At 52.3% G+C, this 17,396-nt stretch carries 15 protein-coding genes, 1 rRNA gene and 1 pseudogene; 8 read left to right on the top strand and 9 right to left on the bottom strand.

Going from position 1 to position 17,396, the window contains the following annotated elements:
• On the bottom strand, positions 1 to 1,539 hold a 1,539-nt coding region (gene typA / locus AB7E14_RS07585), incomplete at its 3' end, for a translational GTPase TypA (protein ID WP_428169440.1).
• Between the two features lie 376 nt (positions 1,540 to 1,915).
• Here typA and glnA point away from each other — a divergent pair.
• The 4 genes from glnA (at position 1,916) to AB7E14_RS07605 (ending at position 6,287) form a co-directional block, all read left to right on the top strand.
• Positions 1,916 to 3,325, top strand: a complete 1,410-nt coding sequence (gene glnA / locus AB7E14_RS07590) for a glutamate--ammonia ligase (protein ID WP_042325425.1) — start codon at positions 1,916 to 1,918, stop codon at positions 3,323 to 3,325.
• Positions 3,326 to 3,598: 273 nt separating this feature from the next.
• Positions 3,599 to 4,648, top strand: a complete 1,050-nt coding sequence (glnL, locus tag AB7E14_RS07595) for a nitrogen regulation protein NR(II) (protein WP_044257151.1) — start codon at positions 3,599 to 3,601, stop codon at positions 4,646 to 4,648.
• An 8-nt stretch (positions 4,649 to 4,656) separates the two neighbouring features.
• The gene (glnG, locus tag AB7E14_RS07600) at positions 4,657 to 6,066 is read left to right on the top strand and encodes a nitrogen regulation protein NR(I) (RefSeq protein ID WP_042998847.1); all 1,410 of its coding nucleotides are present in this window, start codon (positions 4,657 to 4,659) and stop codon (positions 6,064 to 6,066) included.
• 110 nt (positions 6,067 to 6,176) lie between these two features.
• Positions 6,177 to 6,287 (top strand): YshB family small membrane protein, encoded by a 111-nt coding sequence (locus tag AB7E14_RS07605; protein WP_086512771.1) that lies wholly within the window; start codon positions 6,177 to 6,179, stop codon positions 6,285 to 6,287.
• An 88-nt stretch (positions 6,288 to 6,375) separates the two neighbouring features.
• On the opposite strand, the gene hemN is transcribed toward AB7E14_RS07605, so the two are convergent.
• From hemN to AB7E14_RS07620, 3 genes and pseudogenes are all read right to left on the bottom strand, one after another.
• Positions 6,376 to 7,749, bottom strand: coding sequence for an oxygen-independent coproporphyrinogen III oxidase (hemN, locus tag AB7E14_RS07610; RefSeq protein WP_044328674.1), 1,374 nt, complete (start codon positions 7,747 to 7,749; stop codon positions 6,376 to 6,378).
• Positions 7,750 to 7,936: 187 nt separating this feature from the next.
• Positions 7,937 to 8,449, bottom strand: coding sequence for a Der GTPase-activating protein YihI (gene yihI, locus AB7E14_RS07615; RefSeq protein WP_058587304.1), 513 nt, complete (start codon positions 8,447 to 8,449; stop codon positions 7,937 to 7,939).
• A gap of 103 nt (positions 8,450 to 8,552) precedes the next feature.
• Positions 8,553 to 8,814 (bottom strand): annotated as a pseudogene (locus tag AB7E14_RS07620) (hypothetical protein).
• Between the two features lie 213 nt (positions 8,815 to 9,027).
• Between AB7E14_RS07620 and yihA the strand changes: the two are divergent.
• Positions 9,028 to 9,660 (top strand): ribosome biogenesis GTP-binding protein YihA/YsxC, encoded by a 633-nt coding sequence (yihA, locus tag AB7E14_RS07625; RefSeq protein ID WP_042998843.1) that lies wholly within the window; start codon positions 9,028 to 9,030, stop codon positions 9,658 to 9,660.
• Positions 9,661 to 9,993: 333 nt separating this feature from the next.
• On the opposite strand, the gene polA is transcribed toward yihA, so the two are convergent.
• Complete coding sequence (gene polA / locus AB7E14_RS07630) at positions 9,994 to 12,780, bottom strand: DNA polymerase I (protein ID WP_316962786.1); 2,787 nt, start codon at positions 12,778 to 12,780, stop codon at positions 9,994 to 9,996.
• A 364-nt stretch (positions 12,781 to 13,144) separates the two neighbouring features.
• On the opposite strand from polA, the gene AB7E14_RS07635 reads away from it, so the two are divergent.
• The gene (locus AB7E14_RS07635) at positions 13,145 to 14,080 is read left to right on the top strand and encodes an acyltransferase (protein ID WP_043001789.1); all 936 of its coding nucleotides are present in this window, start codon (positions 13,145 to 13,147) and stop codon (positions 14,078 to 14,080) included.
• A gap of 12 nt (positions 14,081 to 14,092) precedes the next feature.
• Here the strand turns inward: AB7E14_RS07635 and dsbA are convergent, their stop codons facing one another.
• From dsbA to AB7E14_RS07650, 3 genes are all read right to left on the bottom strand, one after another.
• A complete protein-coding gene (gene dsbA, locus AB7E14_RS07640; RefSeq protein ID WP_042325410.1) occupies positions 14,093 to 14,716 on the bottom strand; it encodes a thiol:disulfide interchange protein DsbA in 624 nt (207 codons plus the stop codon).
• Positions 14,717 to 14,730: 14 nt separating this feature from the next.
• Positions 14,731 to 15,717 carry a serine/threonine protein kinase gene (locus AB7E14_RS07645; RefSeq protein WP_316962787.1) on the bottom strand — a complete coding sequence of 329 codons (987 nt, stop codon included), beginning with the start codon at positions 15,715 to 15,717 and terminating at the stop codon, positions 14,731 to 14,733.
• A gap of 76 nt (positions 15,718 to 15,793) precedes the next feature.
• Positions 15,794 to 16,063 carry a YihD family protein gene (locus tag AB7E14_RS07650; protein WP_042325406.1) on the bottom strand — a complete coding sequence of 90 codons (270 nt, stop codon included), beginning with the start codon at positions 16,061 to 16,063 and terminating at the stop codon, positions 15,794 to 15,796.
• Positions 16,064 to 16,132: 69 nt separating this feature from the next.
• Between AB7E14_RS07650 and mobA the strand changes: the two genes are divergently transcribed.
• Positions 16,133 to 16,717, top strand: coding sequence for a molybdenum cofactor guanylyltransferase MobA (gene mobA / locus AB7E14_RS07655; protein WP_316962788.1), 585 nt, complete (start codon positions 16,133 to 16,135; stop codon positions 16,715 to 16,717).
• Entirely contained in the window at positions 16,714 to 17,217 is a 504-nt protein-coding gene (gene mobB / locus AB7E14_RS07660) for a molybdopterin-guanine dinucleotide biosynthesis protein MobB (protein ID WP_046401649.1), read from the top strand. Before mobA ends, mobB begins: the two co-directional genes overlap by 4 nt.
• 102 nt (positions 17,218 to 17,319) lie before the next feature.
• On the opposite strand, the gene rrf is transcribed toward mobB, so the two are convergent.
• Positions 17,320 to 17,396 (bottom strand): 5S ribosomal RNA (gene rrf, locus AB7E14_RS07665); the annotation flags it as partial.

Here is a 17,396-nt window from a genome sequence, read left to right on the forward strand (position 1 = left end):
GACGCTCTTCCGATCTCCGCGGTCCTGCAGGCTGAACAGTGCAAACGCAACCGCTTTACCCTGACCGTTGGAGATCAGTACGCCGTTCTGGCGCTGACCCACTTCACCCGGACGTACGTCGTCGTAGTGGCTGAAGGTGGAGTACAGCAGACCGGTACCGGAGGTCATGGTCATGAATTCTGAACGGAAGCCGATCAGACCACGGCTTGGGATCACGTAGTCGAGACGTACGCGGCCTTTGCCATCTGGATTCATGTTTTTCAGGTCGCCTTTACGCTCGCCCAGTGCCTGCATGACAGACCCCTGGTGCTGCTCTTCAACGTCCAGCGTCACGTTCTCGAACGGCTCTTGTTTACGGCCATCGATTTCGCGGAAGATAACTTTCGGACGGGAAACCGCCATTTCGAAACCTTCACGACGCATGTTTTCGATCAGAACAGACAGGTGCAGCTCACCACGACCGGATACACGGAACGCGTCCGCATCTTCAGTTTCTTCAACACGCAGTGCAACGTTGTGCACCAGCTCTTTGTTCAGGCGGTCAAGGATCTGACGAGAGGTAACGTATTTACCTTCTTTGCCACAGAACGGAGAGGTGTTGACGTTGAAGAACATGGTGACGGTCGGTTCATCAACAGACAGTGCCGGCAGCGCTTCCACATTCTGCGGATCGCAGATGGTGTCAGAGATGTTCAGCTCGCCCAGACCGGTGATCGCGATGATATCGCCCGCTTCTGCCAGATCGCTATCGATACGCTCCAGACCCAGGTGAGTCAGCACTTTACCGACTTTACCGTTGCGGGTTTTGCCTTCGCTATCCACGATAGTAATCTGCTGGTTCGGCTTCACTTTACCGCGTTTGATGCGGCCGATACCGATAACGCCAACGTAGTTGTTGTAGTCCAGCTGAGAGATCTGCATCTGGAACGGACCATCAAGGTCAACGTCCGGCGCAGGGACGTGGTCGACAATCGCCTGATACAGCGGGGTCATGTCTTCCGCCATATCTTCGTGATCCAGACCAGCAATACCGTTCAGCGCAGAAGCGTAGATGATCGGGAAATCCAGCTGTTCGTCGGTCGCGTCAAGGTTCACAAACAGGTCAAATACCTGATCGACAACCCAGTCCGGACGCGCGCCAGGACGGTCAACTTTGTTGATGACCACGATCGGCTTCAGGCCATGCGCAAAGGCTTTTTTGGTCACGAAGCGCGTCTGCGGCATCGGGCCGTCAAATGCGTCAACCACCAGCAGCACAGAGTCAACCATGGACATGACACGTTCAACTTCACCACCGAAGTCTGCGTGCCCAGGGGTATCAACGATGTTGATACGATAATCATTCCATTTGATAGCGGTGTTTTTCGCGAGGATGGTAATCCCACGCTCTTTCTCCAAATCGTTGGAGTCCATCACACGCTCTTGAGTTTCGGCACGAGAGTCGAACGTACCGGATTGCTGCAGCAGCTTATCAACCAGGGTAGTTTTACCATGGTCGACGTGCGCGATGATGGCGATGTTACGCAAATTTTCGATCACAACTTTGCCTCAGGCATTAGAAATAGCGCGTTATTGTACACGGATTAATCGCACTACAAAACAGGATCACAAACATCCTCCGCAAACAAGTATTGCAGAGTTTCTTTGTGATCGCTTTCACGGAGCGTTAAAAGGGTTACGCACGGTCCATTGCACCAATATGGTGCTTAATGTTCACATTAAAGCACTATACTGGTGCAACATACACGGCATGGTGCAACCCTTTTGCACGATGGTGCGCATGATAACGCCTTTTAGGGGCAATTTAAAAGTTGGCACAGATTTCGCTTTATCTTTTTTACGGCGACACGGCCAATGATTAAAGAATTGAACACCTCGTTACCACGACGACTATGACCAATCTGGAGAGTTAAGTATGTCCGCTGAACACGTTTTGACGATGCTGAATGAGCACGAAGTGAAGTTTGTTGATTTGCGCTTCACTGATACCAAAGGTAAAGAACAGCACGTCACGATTCCTGCTCATCAGGTAAATGCCGAATTCTTCGAAGAAGGCAAAATGTTTGACGGCTCTTCGATTGGTGGCTGGAAAGGCATCAACGAATCCGACATGGTGCTGATGCCGGATGCTTCTACCGCAGTCATCGACCCGTTCTTCGCGGATTCTACGCTGATCATCCGTTGTGACATCCTGGAACCTGGCACCCTGCAAGGCTATGACCGCGACCCGCGCTCTATCGCCAAGCGTGCTGAAGAATACCTGCGCTCCACCGGCATCGCGGATACCGTTCTGTTTGGGCCAGAACCAGAATTCTTCCTGTTTGACGACATCCGTTTCGGCGCGTCAATCTCCGGTTCTCACGTGGCTATCGATGACATCGAAGGCGCCTGGAACTCCTCCACCCAGTACGAAGGTGGTAACAAAGGTCACCGTCCGGCAGTAAAAGGCGGCTACTTCCCGGTTCCACCAGTAGACTCTGCTCAGGACATCCGTTCTGAAATGTGTCTGGTGATGGAGCAAATGGGCCTGGTCGTTGAAGCTCACCACCATGAAGTGGCCACTGCGGGTCAGAACGAAGTGGCAACCCGCTTCAACACCATGACCAAAAAAGCGGACGAAATTCAGATCTACAAATATGTGGTACACAACGTCGCTCACCGCTTCGGCAAAACCGCGACCTTTATGCCAAAACCGATGTTCGGCGATAACGGTTCCGGTATGCACTGCCACATGTCCCTGTCTAAGAACGGTACCAACCTGTTCTCTGGCGACAAATATGCGGGCCTGTCTGAGCAAGCGCTGTACTACATCGGCGGCGTAATCAAACACGCTAAAGCGATTAACGCCCTTGCGAACCCGACCACCAACTCATACAAGCGTCTGGTCCCGGGCTACGAAGCACCGGTTATGCTGGCTTACTCTGCCCGTAACCGTTCTGCCTCAATCCGTATTCCAGTGGTCGCGTCTCCAAAAGCACGTCGTATCGAAGTCCGTTTCCCGGATCCGGCAGCGAACCCGTACCTGTGCTTTGCAGCCCTGCTGATGGCCGGTCTTGACGGCATTAAGAACAAGATCCACCCTGGAGAAGCCATGGACAAAAACCTGTACGACCTGCCGCCGGAAGAAGCGAAAGAGATCCCACAGGTTGCAGGTTCTCTGGAAGAAGCACTGAACGAGCTGAACCTGGATCGCGAGTTCCTGAAAGCAGGCGGCGTGTTCACTGATGAAGCTATCGATGCTTACATCGCGCTGCGTATTGAAGAAAACGACCGCGTACGCATGACGCCGCACCCGGTAGAGTTTGAGCTGTACTACAGCGTTTAACTGTATCTTAAAAGCCCGACGAATTTCGCGTTGCGGCAAGGCGGCAACGGAGCGAATCCCCAGGAGCAGAGATAACGATGTGACTGGGGTGAGCGAAGGTAGCCAACGCAGCAGCGGCGTGAAAGGCGTTAGGTGTTTTTTAGTTGCCGTGGAAACTTTTAGCCCATCTCACGATGGGCTTTTTTCACCGTCAACAATCTGATCCTTCGCGCTTTTTCTACATAAAAAGCTATAATGCACTAAATTGGTGCAAATTTTTCAGGAGACTGCTGTATGGCAACAGGCACGCTGCCCGATGCTGGGCAGATCCTCAATTCTTTAATCAACAGCATCTTACTGGTCGACGATGAGCTGGCGGTGCATTACGCCAACCCGGCCGCGCAGCAGTTACTCGCCCAAAGCTCCCGCAAACTGTTTGGTACGCCGCTTCCTGAACTCCTGAGCTATTTTTCTTTGAATATCGAACTGATGCGTGAAAGCTTAGAGGCGGGACAAGGGTTTACCGACAATGAGGTCACGTTGGTGATTGATGGGCGTTCACACATTCTGTCGCTCACCGCGCAGCGTTTGCCAGACGGCCAGATCCTGCTCGAAATGGCGCCGATGGATAATCAGCGCCGCCTGAGCCAGGAGCAGCTACAGCACGCTCAGCAGGTCGCTGCGCGCGATCTGGTGCGAGGACTGGCACACGAGATTAAAAACCCGCTCGGTGGCTTACGCGGCGCTGCACAGCTATTAAGTAAAGCCCTGCCCGACCCGGCGCTGCTGGAATACACCAAAGTCATTATTGAACAGGCTGATCGACTGCGTAATCTGGTCGACAGGCTGTTGGGCCCGCAGATGCCGGGAACGCATGTCACGGAAAGTATTCATAAGGTGGCAGAGCGCGTGGTGGCGCTGGTTTCTATGGAATTACCGGCCAACGTCACGCTGGTCCGCGATTACGATCCCAGCCTACCGGAATTGCCGCACGACCCGGAACAGATCGAGCAGGTGTTGTTGAATATTGTCCGTAATGCATTGCAGGCTCTGGGGTCAGACGGTGGGGAGATTGTGCTACGTACCCGTACCGCGTTCCAGCTCACGCTGCACGGCGAGCGCTATCGCCTGGCGGCGCGTATCGACGTCGAAGATAACGGGCCGGGGATTCCTTCCCACTTACAGGATACGCTGTTTTACCCCATGGTCAGCGGTCGCGAAGGCGGCACCGGGCTGGGATTATCCATCGCCCGTAATTTGATCGATCAGCATTCCGGCAAAATTGAATTTACCAGTTGGCCAGGCCATACCGAGTTCTCGGTTTATCTGCCGATTCGGAAATAGAGGTGCTTATGCAACGAGGGATAGTCTGGGTAGTCGATGACGATAGTTCCATCCGTTGGGTGCTTGAACGTGCTCTCGCCGGGGCGGGTCTGAGTTGTACGACCTTTGAAAACGGTAACGACGTGCTGGGTGCGCTGGCGAGCAAAACGCCGGACGTGCTGTTGTCCGACATTCGCATGCCTGGAATGGACGGGCTGGCGCTGTTAAAACAGATTAAACAGCGTCATCCAATGCTTCCGGTCATCATAATGACTGCGCATTCCGATCTGGATGCTGCCGTCAGCGCCTATCAGCAAGGGGCGTTTGATTATCTGCCGAAACCCTTTGATATCGATGAAGCGGTAGCGCTGGTTGAACGCGCCATCAGCCATTATCAGGAACAGCAGCAGCCGCGCAATATTCAGATCAATGGGCCGACAACGGACATTATCGGCGAAGCGCCAGCCATGCAGGATGTGTTTCGTATTATCGGGCGGCTCTCGCGTTCCTCCATCAGCGTGTTGATTAACGGGGAGTCCGGGACGGGTAAAGAACTGGTCGCCCATGCCCTGCACCGCCACAGCCCACGCGCCAAAGCGCCGTTTATCGCGCTCAACATGGCGGCGATTCCGAAAGATTTGATCGAATCCGAGCTGTTTGGTCATGAAAAAGGGGCATTTACCGGAGCGAATACCATTCGTCAGGGACGCTTCGAACAGGCCGATGGTGGCACGCTGTTTCTTGATGAGATTGGCGATATGCCGCTGGATGTGCAGACCCGTCTTTTGCGCGTATTAGCCGACGGACAGTTTTATCGCGTTGGCGGCTATGCGCCAGTGAAGGTGGACGTGCGAATCATCGCCGCGACTCACCAGAACCTGGAACTGCGTGTGCAGGAAGGCAAGTTTCGTGAGGATTTATTCCATCGTCTGAACGTCATCCGCGTACACCTGCCGCCGTTGCGCGAGCGCCGGGAGGATATTCCGCGCCTGGCCCGCCACTTCCTGCAGGTTGCAGCGCGCGAACTGGGCGTAGAAGCTAAGTTATTGCACCCGGAAACCGAAGCGGCGCTGACGCGGCTGGCATGGCCGGGCAACGTTCGCCAACTGGAAAACACCTGTCGCTGGTTAACCGTAATGGCGGCCGGACAAGAGGTATTAATTCAGGATCTCCCCGCTGAACTGTTCGAAGCCACCGCGCCCGAAAGCCCGTCGCATCTCCAGCCGGACAGTTGGGCCACGCTTCTGGCGCAGTGGGCGGATCGGGCGCTGCGATCCGGTCATCAAAACCTGCTGTCGGAAGCACAACCTGAAATGGAGCGCACGTTGCTGACCACAGCACTACGCCATACACAGGGCCATAAACAGGAAGCGGCACGCTTGCTCGGATGGGGGCGTAATACCCTGACGCGTAAGTTAAAAGAGCTGGGAATGGAGTAACGTCACACGTTTGTGTAAAGATTAATAATTGAGCGCAAATTGCCGTTATTTTGCACTTTACTGTTCCGATGAGTTCAGTATGATCGTGCCCGGCAAACGGGGGACAAAACATGCTGGAATCGATTATAAATCTGCTATCAAGCGGAGCGGTCGACAGCCATACGCCACAAACTGCGGTTGCCGCAGTACTGTGCGCCGCGCTGATTGGGCTGTTCAGCTAACACTGTGCCGGATGGCGCTATGCTTATCTGGCTTACAGGCAACATCAATCGTAGGCCCGGTAAGCGTTAGCGCCACCGGGCAACGTTTTTATATCACGCGTGAGAACTGCTGCATCCGCGCTTTTTGGCGCAGATACGCATCAAAGCACATGCAAATGTTGCGAATCAGCAGACGCCCTTTCGGCGTGACCTGAATCCCCTTCGTTGTCACATCCACCAGCCCATCTTTCGCCAGCGGTGCCAACAGCTTCAGATCTTCGGCAAAATAATCCGCGAAGTTCAGATCCCACTGCTGCTCAACTGAGGCAATGTCGAGACGGAAGTTGCAGATCAGCGACTTGATGACGTCACGACGGATACAGTCATCGCGAGTCAGCGCGATACCGCGCCATAAGGCATTTCCCTGCTCATCCACCTGCTGATAGTAGAGTTTCAGCTCTTTCTGGTTCTGGGCATAGCAATCGCCAATCATACTGATGGCAGAAACGCCCATCCCCAGCAGATCGGTGTCACCCTGGGTGGTATATCCCTGAAAATTACGGTGGAGAACGCCTTCGCGCTGGGCAATCGCCAGTTCGTCATCCGGGCGGGCAAAATGGTCCATACCAATAAACTGATAGCCGGTCTCTGTCAGCGAGGAGATGGTTTCCTGCAAAATATCCAGCTTCTGCTGCGCGCTGGGCAGATCGGCATCTTTTATTTTGCGCTGCGCGGCAAACAGCGTCGGCAAATGCGCATAGTTAAAGACGCTCAGACGATCGGGGCTTAATTCCGCAACCCGCTTCAGGGTAAAGGCGAAACTTTCCGGCGTCTGTTTAGGTAAACCGTAGATCAGATCGATATTGGTCGACGTAAAGCCAATGTCACGTGCGTGATTGAGCAGCGCAAAAATAAACTCCTCATCCTGCTCACGGTTAACCAGTCGCTGGACCTCTTTGTTGAAGTCCTGCACGCCCATGCTGAGACGATTAAAGCCTTCCGCGCGTAAATGATCGAGCACATCCAGCTCAATCTCACGGGGATCGACTTCGATCGAAATCTCCGCATCCGCATTGAAGTGGAAATGATTTCGCAGCAGCGCCATCAGGCGACTGATTTGCGCTTTATTCAGGTAAGTCGGCGTGCCGCCGCCCCAGTGCAGTTGGCTGACCTTGCGTCCGGCAAACAGCGGCGCACGGTGCAGAATTTCCTGTTCCAGTGCATCCAGATACTGATCGGCCTTATGCTGCTGACGGGTCACAATCTTATTGCAGCCGCAGAAGTAGCAGAGTTTATGGCAAAACGGGATATGGACGTAAAGCGAGAGCGGACGCTCAGGATAGCGTGCGACAGCCTGTAAAAATGCCGGTTCGCCAAACGCATCAGAAAATTCCAGCGCGGTCGGGTACGAGGTATAGCGCGGCCCGGAATAGTTATATTTCTGGATCAGGGCCTGATCCCAGTCTATTTGTTGTTCTGACATGCTCACTCCTTCCGATGGCGTCTCTGGCGGGTACGGCGTACCGGCCGCACTCCATTTCGAGTACTAAGCCGGCTGCGCAGCCACTTCTGTCGCCGCGACAACCGCTGTAGTTTAACGAATAACCACACCAGATAACATATAACCGGAAGGGTTATAAGCAGGACGGGCAGGCCCACGGTGTAAACCGTTAGTTACCGCCACGCAGCAGGCGCATCATATCTTCCTGCTTCTCGTCATCTTCCTCTTCTTCTTCGTCATCATCGTAGGAGAGGCCCAGCTTCTGCATCAGTTCATCGATGCGATCCAGTTTGGCATCCACCCAGGACTGATCTTCCGCGCTCAGGGTTTCGCCTGCTTCAAGACGTTCTAACAGCGCATCCAGGCGCTCATCTGTTTCCAGTAAATCCAACTCAGCCTGCGGTGAAAGCATAGGTTTCTCGCTCTTCGGTTTGTGCTGTTTGGTGACTTTTTCGGTCACGCCCAATGGAATAGGGGTTTTACTGCCGATGCGTGGATCTTTCTGTTGGTTCTTGTTTTTACCGCCTGACGCCGCGTCACCACCGGTCGCACGGCTACCCGCCGCGTGTCCACGGTGTTTTTTCTGACGCTTGCGGTCACGAGCTTCCTGATTCAGCTCTTCACGGGTTTTACGGCGTGCCTTTGCAGGGCCTTTGCCGCGTGGTGTAGAAGTGGATTTCATAGTGATTCGTCTTTGGCTGTTTTATTCAGTATATAATTGCGCCGGAATCTAGCAGAAATAAAGAAAAAAGGCGACAGATTGCTCTGTCGCCTTTTCACCTTACTCACAACCCTGAACGGGTCCTACATTCCCTGTCGGCTATCAACACACCCTGTTTTTCCGTCAGCCTGGAACATTCCGTGTCTTTTCCGTTTCCGTATACCAACGTCTCCGAACGCCTGTCATCCTGACAATCCTGTGTCTTCGCCTCCTGGCGCTCCTGACCCTCATCCTGAGTCGTCTTCCTGTACAGCTATCCTCGCTATGGGGGTTACTCTACTCTTTTGGAGTAAAGTAACAAGTCGTTGGCCGCACAGTTCAGCCATTTTCAGAATATTACATACCTTTTAATAGTATGATTTAGTTGATTTATTTAATTATTTTCTCTGCAATTACTCTGAAATTTCGTATAAGAACAATCGGCAATGTCTCACAATATGCAGGGTTTTTACTCACAACAGACCCATGTCGAAAAATCAGTCTTTTGCTCCTGTTCAGGTATAATCGCGACAAAGCTTTGACTGACGGAGACGACCGCTTTGATTAACCTGAATTATCAACAGACGCACTTTGTGATGAGCGCGCCTGATATTCGCCATTTACCTTCCGATACGGGGATTGAAGTGGCATTTGCTGGCCGTTCCAACGCAGGTAAGTCCAGCGCGCTGAACACGCTGACCAATCAGAAGAGCCTGGCGCGTACTTCGAAAACGCCTGGCCGCACTCAATTGATTAACCTGTTTGAAGTGGTCGACGGCAAACGCCTTGTTGACCTGCCCGGCTATGGTTACGCCGAAGTGCCGGAAGAGATGAAGCGCAAGTGGCAACGCGCGCTGGGTGAGTATCTGGAAAAACGCCAGAGCCTGCAGGGACTGGTGGTGCTGATGGATATTCGCCACCCGCTAAAAGATCTCGACCAGCAGATGGTACAGTGGGCCGTCGAGAGCAACATCCAGGTTCTGGTGCTGCTGACGAAAGCGGACAAACTGGCGAGCGGGGCGCGTAAGGCCCAACTGAATATGGTCCGTGAAGCGGTATTAGCCTTTAACGGCGATGTGCAGGTTGAGACCTTCTCATCGCTGAAAAAGCAGGGCGTGGATAAATTACGGCAGAAGCTGGACAGCTGGTTTAACGAACTGGCGCCGGTGGAAGAGGATCAGGGCGGGGAGTAATTCATCGCGACGCCGGATAGCGACGCGGTGCGTCTTATCCGGTCTGGCACGCCGACCCTATCTTTCTTTCGCCCATAAAAAACGCCCCAGTCAGAAACTGACTGGGGCGGCTAAAATATTCAGCCAAATCCGATTACGTGAAGTAAAAGGTCTGAAAGATAGAACATCTTACCTCTGTACCCTACGCGAATAACTTTACTCTTTTTTGAGCAGCTCAGAAAGCACTTTTTGTAATTTTTTTTCATTCTTTACATAGGGAATTCCAATACCCATCACAAAAATCGCGCACTTATGTTGCTTAATTACGAAAAAAGCGCGTTATCTCGCGAGCACTTAGTGCGCCTGATCCCAGTTTTCACCACTTCCAACTTCCACCAGCAGCGGTACATCAATGCGTGTGCAGTTCTCCATCAACTGATGGATCTTTTTCGCTACCGTGTCCAGGTCGTCTTTGTGTACTTCAAACACCAGTTCATCGTGTACCTGCATGATCATACGCACGCGCGGTTTTTCCGTTTCCAGCCAGCCATCGACCGCAATCATCGCCCGTTTGATAATATCGGCAGCGGTTCCCTGCATCGGGGCGTTAATCGCCGCACGCTCCGCACCCGCTCGACGCGCGCCGTTGCTGGATTTAATATCCGGCAGATAGAGACGACGGCCTTCCAGCGTTTCAACGTAGCCCTGCTCTTTCGCCTGAGCGCGAGTGCGTTCCATATACTCCAGCACGCCGGGATAACGTTCAAAATAGAGGTCCATGTATTTCTGCGCTTCTTTACGCGGAATGTTCAACTGGCGCGCCAGACCGAACGCACTCATACCGTAGATCAGACCAAAGTTGATCGCTTTCGCGCTCCGACGCTGTTCGCTGGTCACGGTCTCCAGCGGCAGACCAAACACTTCGGCGGCGGTGGCACGGTGAATGTCCTTCCCTTCGGCAAACGCCGTCAGCAGCCCTTTGTCGCGTGACAGGTGCGCCATAATACGCAATTCAATCTGCGAATAGTCCGCAGAAACAATCAGGTAATCCTTCGGCGGGATAAATGCCTGGCGGATACGACGCCCTTCTTCATTACGTACCGGAATGTTTTGCAGGTTCGGATCGGTCGATGACAAACGGCCCGTCGCAGTCACAGCCTGATGATACGAGGTGTGCACACGCCCGGTTTTCGGGTTAATCATCAGCGGGAGTTTGTCGGTGTAGGTCGATTTCAGCTTCGCCAGACCGCGATACTCAAGAATCACTTTAGGTAGCGGGTAATCCAGCGCCAGTTCTTCCAGCACTTCTTCAGAGGTTGACGGCGCGCCGCCTGGGGTTTTCTTCAGCGGCTTAATGCCCTGTTTTTCGAACAGGATCGTCTGCAACTGCTTGGTTGAAGAAAGGTTAAATACTTCTCCTGCAATCTCATGGGCTTTCTGTTCCAGCTCCGCCAGACGGAGCGTGATCTCCTCGGAGTGCTTGTGCAGCACCGCGGGGTCGATCTTCACACCGTTACGCTCTACACGAGATAACACCGGTACCAGTGGCATTTCGATGTTTTCAAAGACGTTCAGCGGCCCTTTGTGCTGCTGCAGCTCTGGCCACATTTTCAGATGCAGCTGTAAGGTGACATCGGCATCTTCTGCCGCGTAACGTCCCGCCTCTTCCAGCGCAATCTGATTAAAGGTTAGTTGGTTCTTCCCTTTACCCGCAATCTCTTCAAAAGTGATGGTTTTATGTTTCAGCCAGCGATCGGACAAACTGTCCATATCGTGACGTCCGGCAACGCTGTTCAGTATGTACGACTCGAGCATGGTATCAAAAGCGATGCCGCGCAGTTCGATACCATAATTCGCCAGAATGCCGCGATCGTACTTGAGATTTTGCCCGACCTTACGCGCGTTTTCATCTTCCAGGAGCGGCTTGAGCATCGCCAGCGCACGGTCGCGGGAGATTTGATCCGGCGCATCCAGATAGTCATGCGCCACTGGCACATAAGCCGCCACTCCCGGCTCAATAGCAAATGAGAGCCCTACCAGGTTGGCGGAGATGTTATCCAGACTGTCGGTTTCGGTATCGAAGGCAAAAACTGGCGCTTTTTTCAGCTTCGCAATCCACGTTTCCAGCGTCGCTTCATCGAGAATGGTCACGTAATTATCATAAGAAAGTACGACAGCGGCTTCTTCCGGGGCTTCATCAATGACAATCGTTTCCTGCGGTTTTACCGCCGGTTTTGCCCCTTTTGCTTGTAACCACTTGCCCGCTTCGACATCAGCGGTCCAGCGCTTGAATTCATACTTTTTAAACAGCCCAACCAGTTCGTCGGCCTGGGGTTGTTGCACTTCCAGTTGTTCGCAGGTCAGTTCCAGCTCAACGTCTGTTTTGATCGTCGCTAGTTTATAGGAGAGGTAAGCCACCTCTTTGTTTTGCTCAAGTTTACCCGCCATGGTTTTCGCACCACGGAACGTCAACCCGGCAATTTTATCGGACTCAGCATAAAGAGTATCCAGGCCGCCCAGCCCCTGTAGCAATGCCTGCGCGGTCTTTTCCCCGACCCCCGGTACGCCCGGAATGTTATCGGAGGAATCGCCCATTAGCGCCAGGAAATCGATGATCAGTTCCGGCGGCACGCCGTATTTTGTCACCACCTCATCTGGACCAAGAATGGTGTTGGTCATGGTATTGATGAGTGTGATATTTGGCGTGACCAGTTGGGCCATGTCTTTATCGCCGGTACTGATCAGCACCGGGCGCCCCATTTTTTCTGCCTCACGCGCCAGGGTACCAATAACATCGTCCGCCTCCACGCCAGATACAGCCAGCAGCGGTAGCCCCATCGCCTTCACCATGGCATGCAGCGGTTCGATCTGCGCCCGCAGATCGTCCGGCATCGGCGGGCGATGCGATTTGTAATGCTCGAATAATTCGTCACGGAAGGTTTTACCCTTGGCATCAAATACCACTGCGGCATGCGTTGGCTGATATTGCATGATCAGGCTGCGCAGCATATTGAGGACACCGTACATCGCGCCTGTCGGTTCGCCTGCGCTGTTGGTCAGCGGCGGAAACGCATGGTATGCGCGATAGAGATAAGAGGAGCCATCTACAAGGATAAGTGGGTTTTCTGGGATCTGAACCATAATGTCCGTGCCTGTTTATCAGATTATGGATAAAGGATGCCACAGACAGGATGAAAACATGAGTTTTTCACCACATTTGTCGTAATTCTTTTGCAGATCTTCTGGATCGCTCGCAAAGCCGCCTGTGGATAACTTTGTGAATAATTAATTTTCATCGCATTAATTTCAAAACGATGCGTTAACCATCATTTATAATATTCTTTAAATTCAATTAATTATAAAAACGACAGAATAAACCCTTTATGTTTTCATTGAATTACTGAATGTGGATAGATATGGCGTGTTTTTCTCTGTCGCGAAGAACCGTCATTTGAGTCATTTTCTGATAAAATCAGCCCCCTTGCGCGACTTTAGCGTACTGTTTATGGCTAATCCTTTGAATAATTTAATCATGGCGAGATTACTCGCTACAGTCACCCTGTTGCTGAGCATTGCATTGACCATTGTGGTCACAATTTTGTGTTCCGTACCGATCATTCTGGCCGGACTGGTAAAGCTCCTGCTGCCCGTTCCGTTCGTCTGGCGCAAGGTATCTCTGTTTTGTAATTTCATGATGTATTGCTGGTGTGAAGGCCTCGCCCTGCTGTTGCATCTCAATCCATGGCTGAAATGGGATGTGCAGGGCCTGGAAGGACTGAGCAAGAAAAACTGGTATCTGCTGGTGTGTAATCATCACAGCTGGGCGGACATCGTGGTACTGTGCGTACTCTTTCGCAAGCACATTCCTATGAACAAGTACTTCCTTAAGCAACAGTTGGCCTGGGTACCTTTTATCGGCCTCGCCTGCTGGGCACTGGATATGCCATTTATGAAGCGCTATTCGCGCGCTTATCTCCTGCGCCACCCGGAACGCCGCGGTAAAGATGTCGAGACTACCCGTCGGTCCTGCGAGAAATTCCGCGCGCATCCCACCACGATCGTTAATTTCGTCGAGGGCTCCCGCTTTACCGAAGAAAAACGTCAGCAGACCCGCTCGCCGTATCAACACCTGTTGCCACCAAAGGCGGCGGGCATTGCGATGGCGCTGAATGTGTTAGGTTCGCAGTTCGATAAATTACTTAATGTTACGCTGTGCTATCCGGAAAACGACCGTACGCCCTTCTTCGATATGCTGAGCGGGAAACTAACGCGCATAGTGGTTCGCGTGGACATGCAACCCATTCAGGAAGAACTGCACGGCGACTACGTTAACGATAAAGGATTTAAGCGTCGTTTCCAGCTATGGCTGAATACGCTATGGAGCGAAAAAGACGTGTTAATAGAAGAGATTAAAGCGACAACTAAAAACGCCGGTCACTGACCGGCGCTGCTTTTATTTCTTACCGACCAGATATTTCACCGTGTCAGCATATTGCTGAACAAAGATATCCATGCTGCTGGTATCCATGCCCTGCGGATTCACCTGATATTTACCGTTAACAAACATCGCCGGCACGCCCTGCAGTTGCAGATCGGCAGCAGCTTTTTCCTGCTGCGCAACCAGTGATTTCACGACAAAGCTGTTCCACGCGGCATCGTAATCTTCGCCTTTAATACCGGCATCCACGAACACTTTACGGATATCTGCAACGCTCTGCACGGTCTGGGTTTTCTGTACCCCTTCAAACATCGGCACAGTCACTTTATCTTCTACGCCCAGTGCCATCGCGACGGCCCACGCTTGCGTCAGATCCTTGCCCAACGGGCCCAGGAACTCAACGTGGTATTTGGTCATTTTGACGCCTTCAGGAAGTTTTTTCTTCACGTTCTCAGAAACATGAAGGACTTCTTCAAACTGGTAGCAGTGTGGGCAATAGAAAGAGAAGAACTCCAGCACTTGCGGTTCACCGGCAACGGGCTTTTCCAGGGTGGTATACTGCTTACCATCCTCGAATTGCGCTGCCGATGCGCTAAAAGCTAAAACCATACCAGCCAGCGCCAGCCAAATCTTTTTCATGATTACGTCTCCGATTAATACATGGGTGTTAATTGTAATGGGGGTTCTTGCAGGACTTTTGCCTGCTCGATAAATGTCGCGGTCTGTCGTTGCCAGTAATCTTCCCCGGTTAACCACGGGAAGTTTTTAGGAAACGCAGGATCGTCCCAACGACGCATCAGCCAGGCAAGATAATAAACCAAACGCATAGCACGTAAAGGTTCAATCAGTTCAATTTCAGATGTTTCGAACTCACTAACTTCTTCATAAGCTTCAATAATCGTTTCAAGCTGCATACGTTGCTCAGCTTTATCACCATTAAGAAGCATCCACAGATCCTGAATGGCAGGACCGTTGCGGGAATCATCTAAATCGACAAACAGCGGCCCCTCGCGCCAGAGGATATTTCCAGCGTGGCAGTCGCCATGTAGACGAAGGCTGTCAAAATTTGTATGCCACCGCTCAGTGACGGCCGTAACCAGCGTATCCGTCGCTTTCAGAAATGCGGTCTTTTGTGCGGACGGAATGAGTTGGGCGTGCTCGAAAAGTTTACGTGGCTCGACGAGGTATTCGTTCAGCCCGATGGTCGGTCGCCAGGTAAATGGCTGCTTACGGCCGGTCTGATGCAGACGCCCCAGATAACGGCCCACCGCTTCCATTTGATCGATATTGTCTGCTTCGAACTGTCGACCGCCTACGCTTGGAAAAATCGCGTAGTGGAACCCCTGATGCGATAATAGCGTCTGACCATTAAAAGCCAACGGCGCAGCAACCGGGACTTCATCCTCAAGCAACTCAATCGCAAACTGATGCTCTTCCAGGATCTGATCAACTGACCAGCGCTCAGGGCGATAAAATTTAACGACAAAACGCCGACGGTCTTCATCCTGGAACTGATAGGCACGGTTTTCATAGCTATTAAGCGGGGTGAGACCAGAATCCACCCGGATCCCCTGCTCAAACAGCGCATCCATGATGGTATCCGGGTGTAATGTCTGGAAATTGAAAGCGTTGTTATTCATCCCATCATCCGGAAAATACGTCGAATGATTCAGGATATCATTTCATAACAGCTTCGGTGGCCCCGCTTACAAGCTTTTACTCTTTAATTACGCCACGAGCGCGCAACAGCGCCGTCTTGAAATCTTCCTCGTAATCTTTCTGAATACCGGGAATAACCGCGTCTTTTGCAGAGTCGCGCATTTTCAGGTGATAGATCAGAATGTCGTCGGTTAAATCCGCCAGTTCACCGTCAAAACCTGACTCTTTCGCCAGTTTCTGCAAAAATTGCATCAGGTTAAGGTCGGGCTCTTTTTGCCAGGCTGGCTGGAGGAGTTCAATAACTTCATTCAGGCGTTTACATTTCATGGTCGTGCTCCTTACTCTTGAGACAGACACGTTAGCAGGGTCAATCCCACAATAAAAGAGGCGATATCAGTGAATCAGGATAGTGCAATAACAGGGGTTGTACTGGCTGGCGGAAAGGCCAGGCGAATGGGGGGCATTGATAAAGGCTTGCTTGAGCTTAAAGGGAAACCGCTGTGGAAACATGTCGCCGATACGCTGTTATCCCAACTGAAAACGGTGGTTGTGAATGCCAATCGGCATCAGGAAATTTATCGCTCGGGTGGCCTGAAAGTCATTTCAGATGTGATGGCGGATTTTCCCGGCCCGTTGGCGGGCATGCTTTCTGTTTTTCAACAGGAGGCGGGCGACTGGTTTCTGTTCTGCCCCTGTGATACCCCTTTTATCCCGCAAACGCTGGCTGCCCGCTTACGTGCCCGGTGCAATCAGGCACCGGTGGTATGGGTGCATGATGGAGAGCGCGATCATCCCACCATTGCGCTGGTTCATCGTTCAGTCCAGCCATTTTTGCAGCGCTATTTACAGTCTGGCGAGCGGCGGGTCATGGTTTTTATGCGTCAGGCAGGTGGGCATGCCGTTGACTTCAGCGACTGCAAGGAAGCGTTTGTGAATGTGAATACCCTTGAGGAGCTTGATAAATGGCAGAAGAAACCATGATCCCTCTACTGGCTATCGCCGCGTGGAGCGGAACGGGAAAAACGACGCTGCTCAGGAAGCTAATCCCGGCGCTGTGCGCCGCCGGGATCCGCCCCGGACTTATCAAACATACGCATCATGATATGGATGTGGATAAGCCAGGCAAAGACAGCTACGAGCTACGCAAAGCAGGAGCGGCGCAAACGCTGGTCGCCAGTCAGCAACGTTGGGCATTAATGACTGAGACACCTGAAGAACCCGAACTGAATCTGGCGTACCTGGTCAGCAGGATGGATCATGCCACGCTGGATCTGGTGCTGGTTGAGGGATTTAAGCATGAGGCCGTGCCTAAGATCCTGCTGTTCAGAAGCGATGCCGGACATGATTTCAGCGAATTAACGCTGGATGAGCATGTGATTGCGGTGGCCAGTGATGTTGTATTGCCGCTTGACGTTCCGGTGCTGGATTTAAATGATGTAGATGTGATTGCGAAGTTTATTGTGGCGTGGTGTGCGATTTGACGACTTGCCGGGTGGCGGTTTCGCCTTACCCGGCCTACAAAATTCGGTGATCCAGAAACGCAAAAAGCCCATCCGTCAGGATGGGCTCTTCACTTGTTTGATGCCTGGCAGTTCCCTACTCTCGCATGGGGAGACCCCACACTACCATCGGCGCTACGGCGTTTCACTTCTGAGTTCGG

Origin of the sequence: Citrobacter sp. (genome assembly GCF_050252275.1) — a bacterium.
Taxonomy (GTDB): domain Bacteria; phylum Pseudomonadota; class Gammaproteobacteria; order Enterobacterales; family Enterobacteriaceae; genus Citrobacter_A; species Citrobacter_A amalonaticus.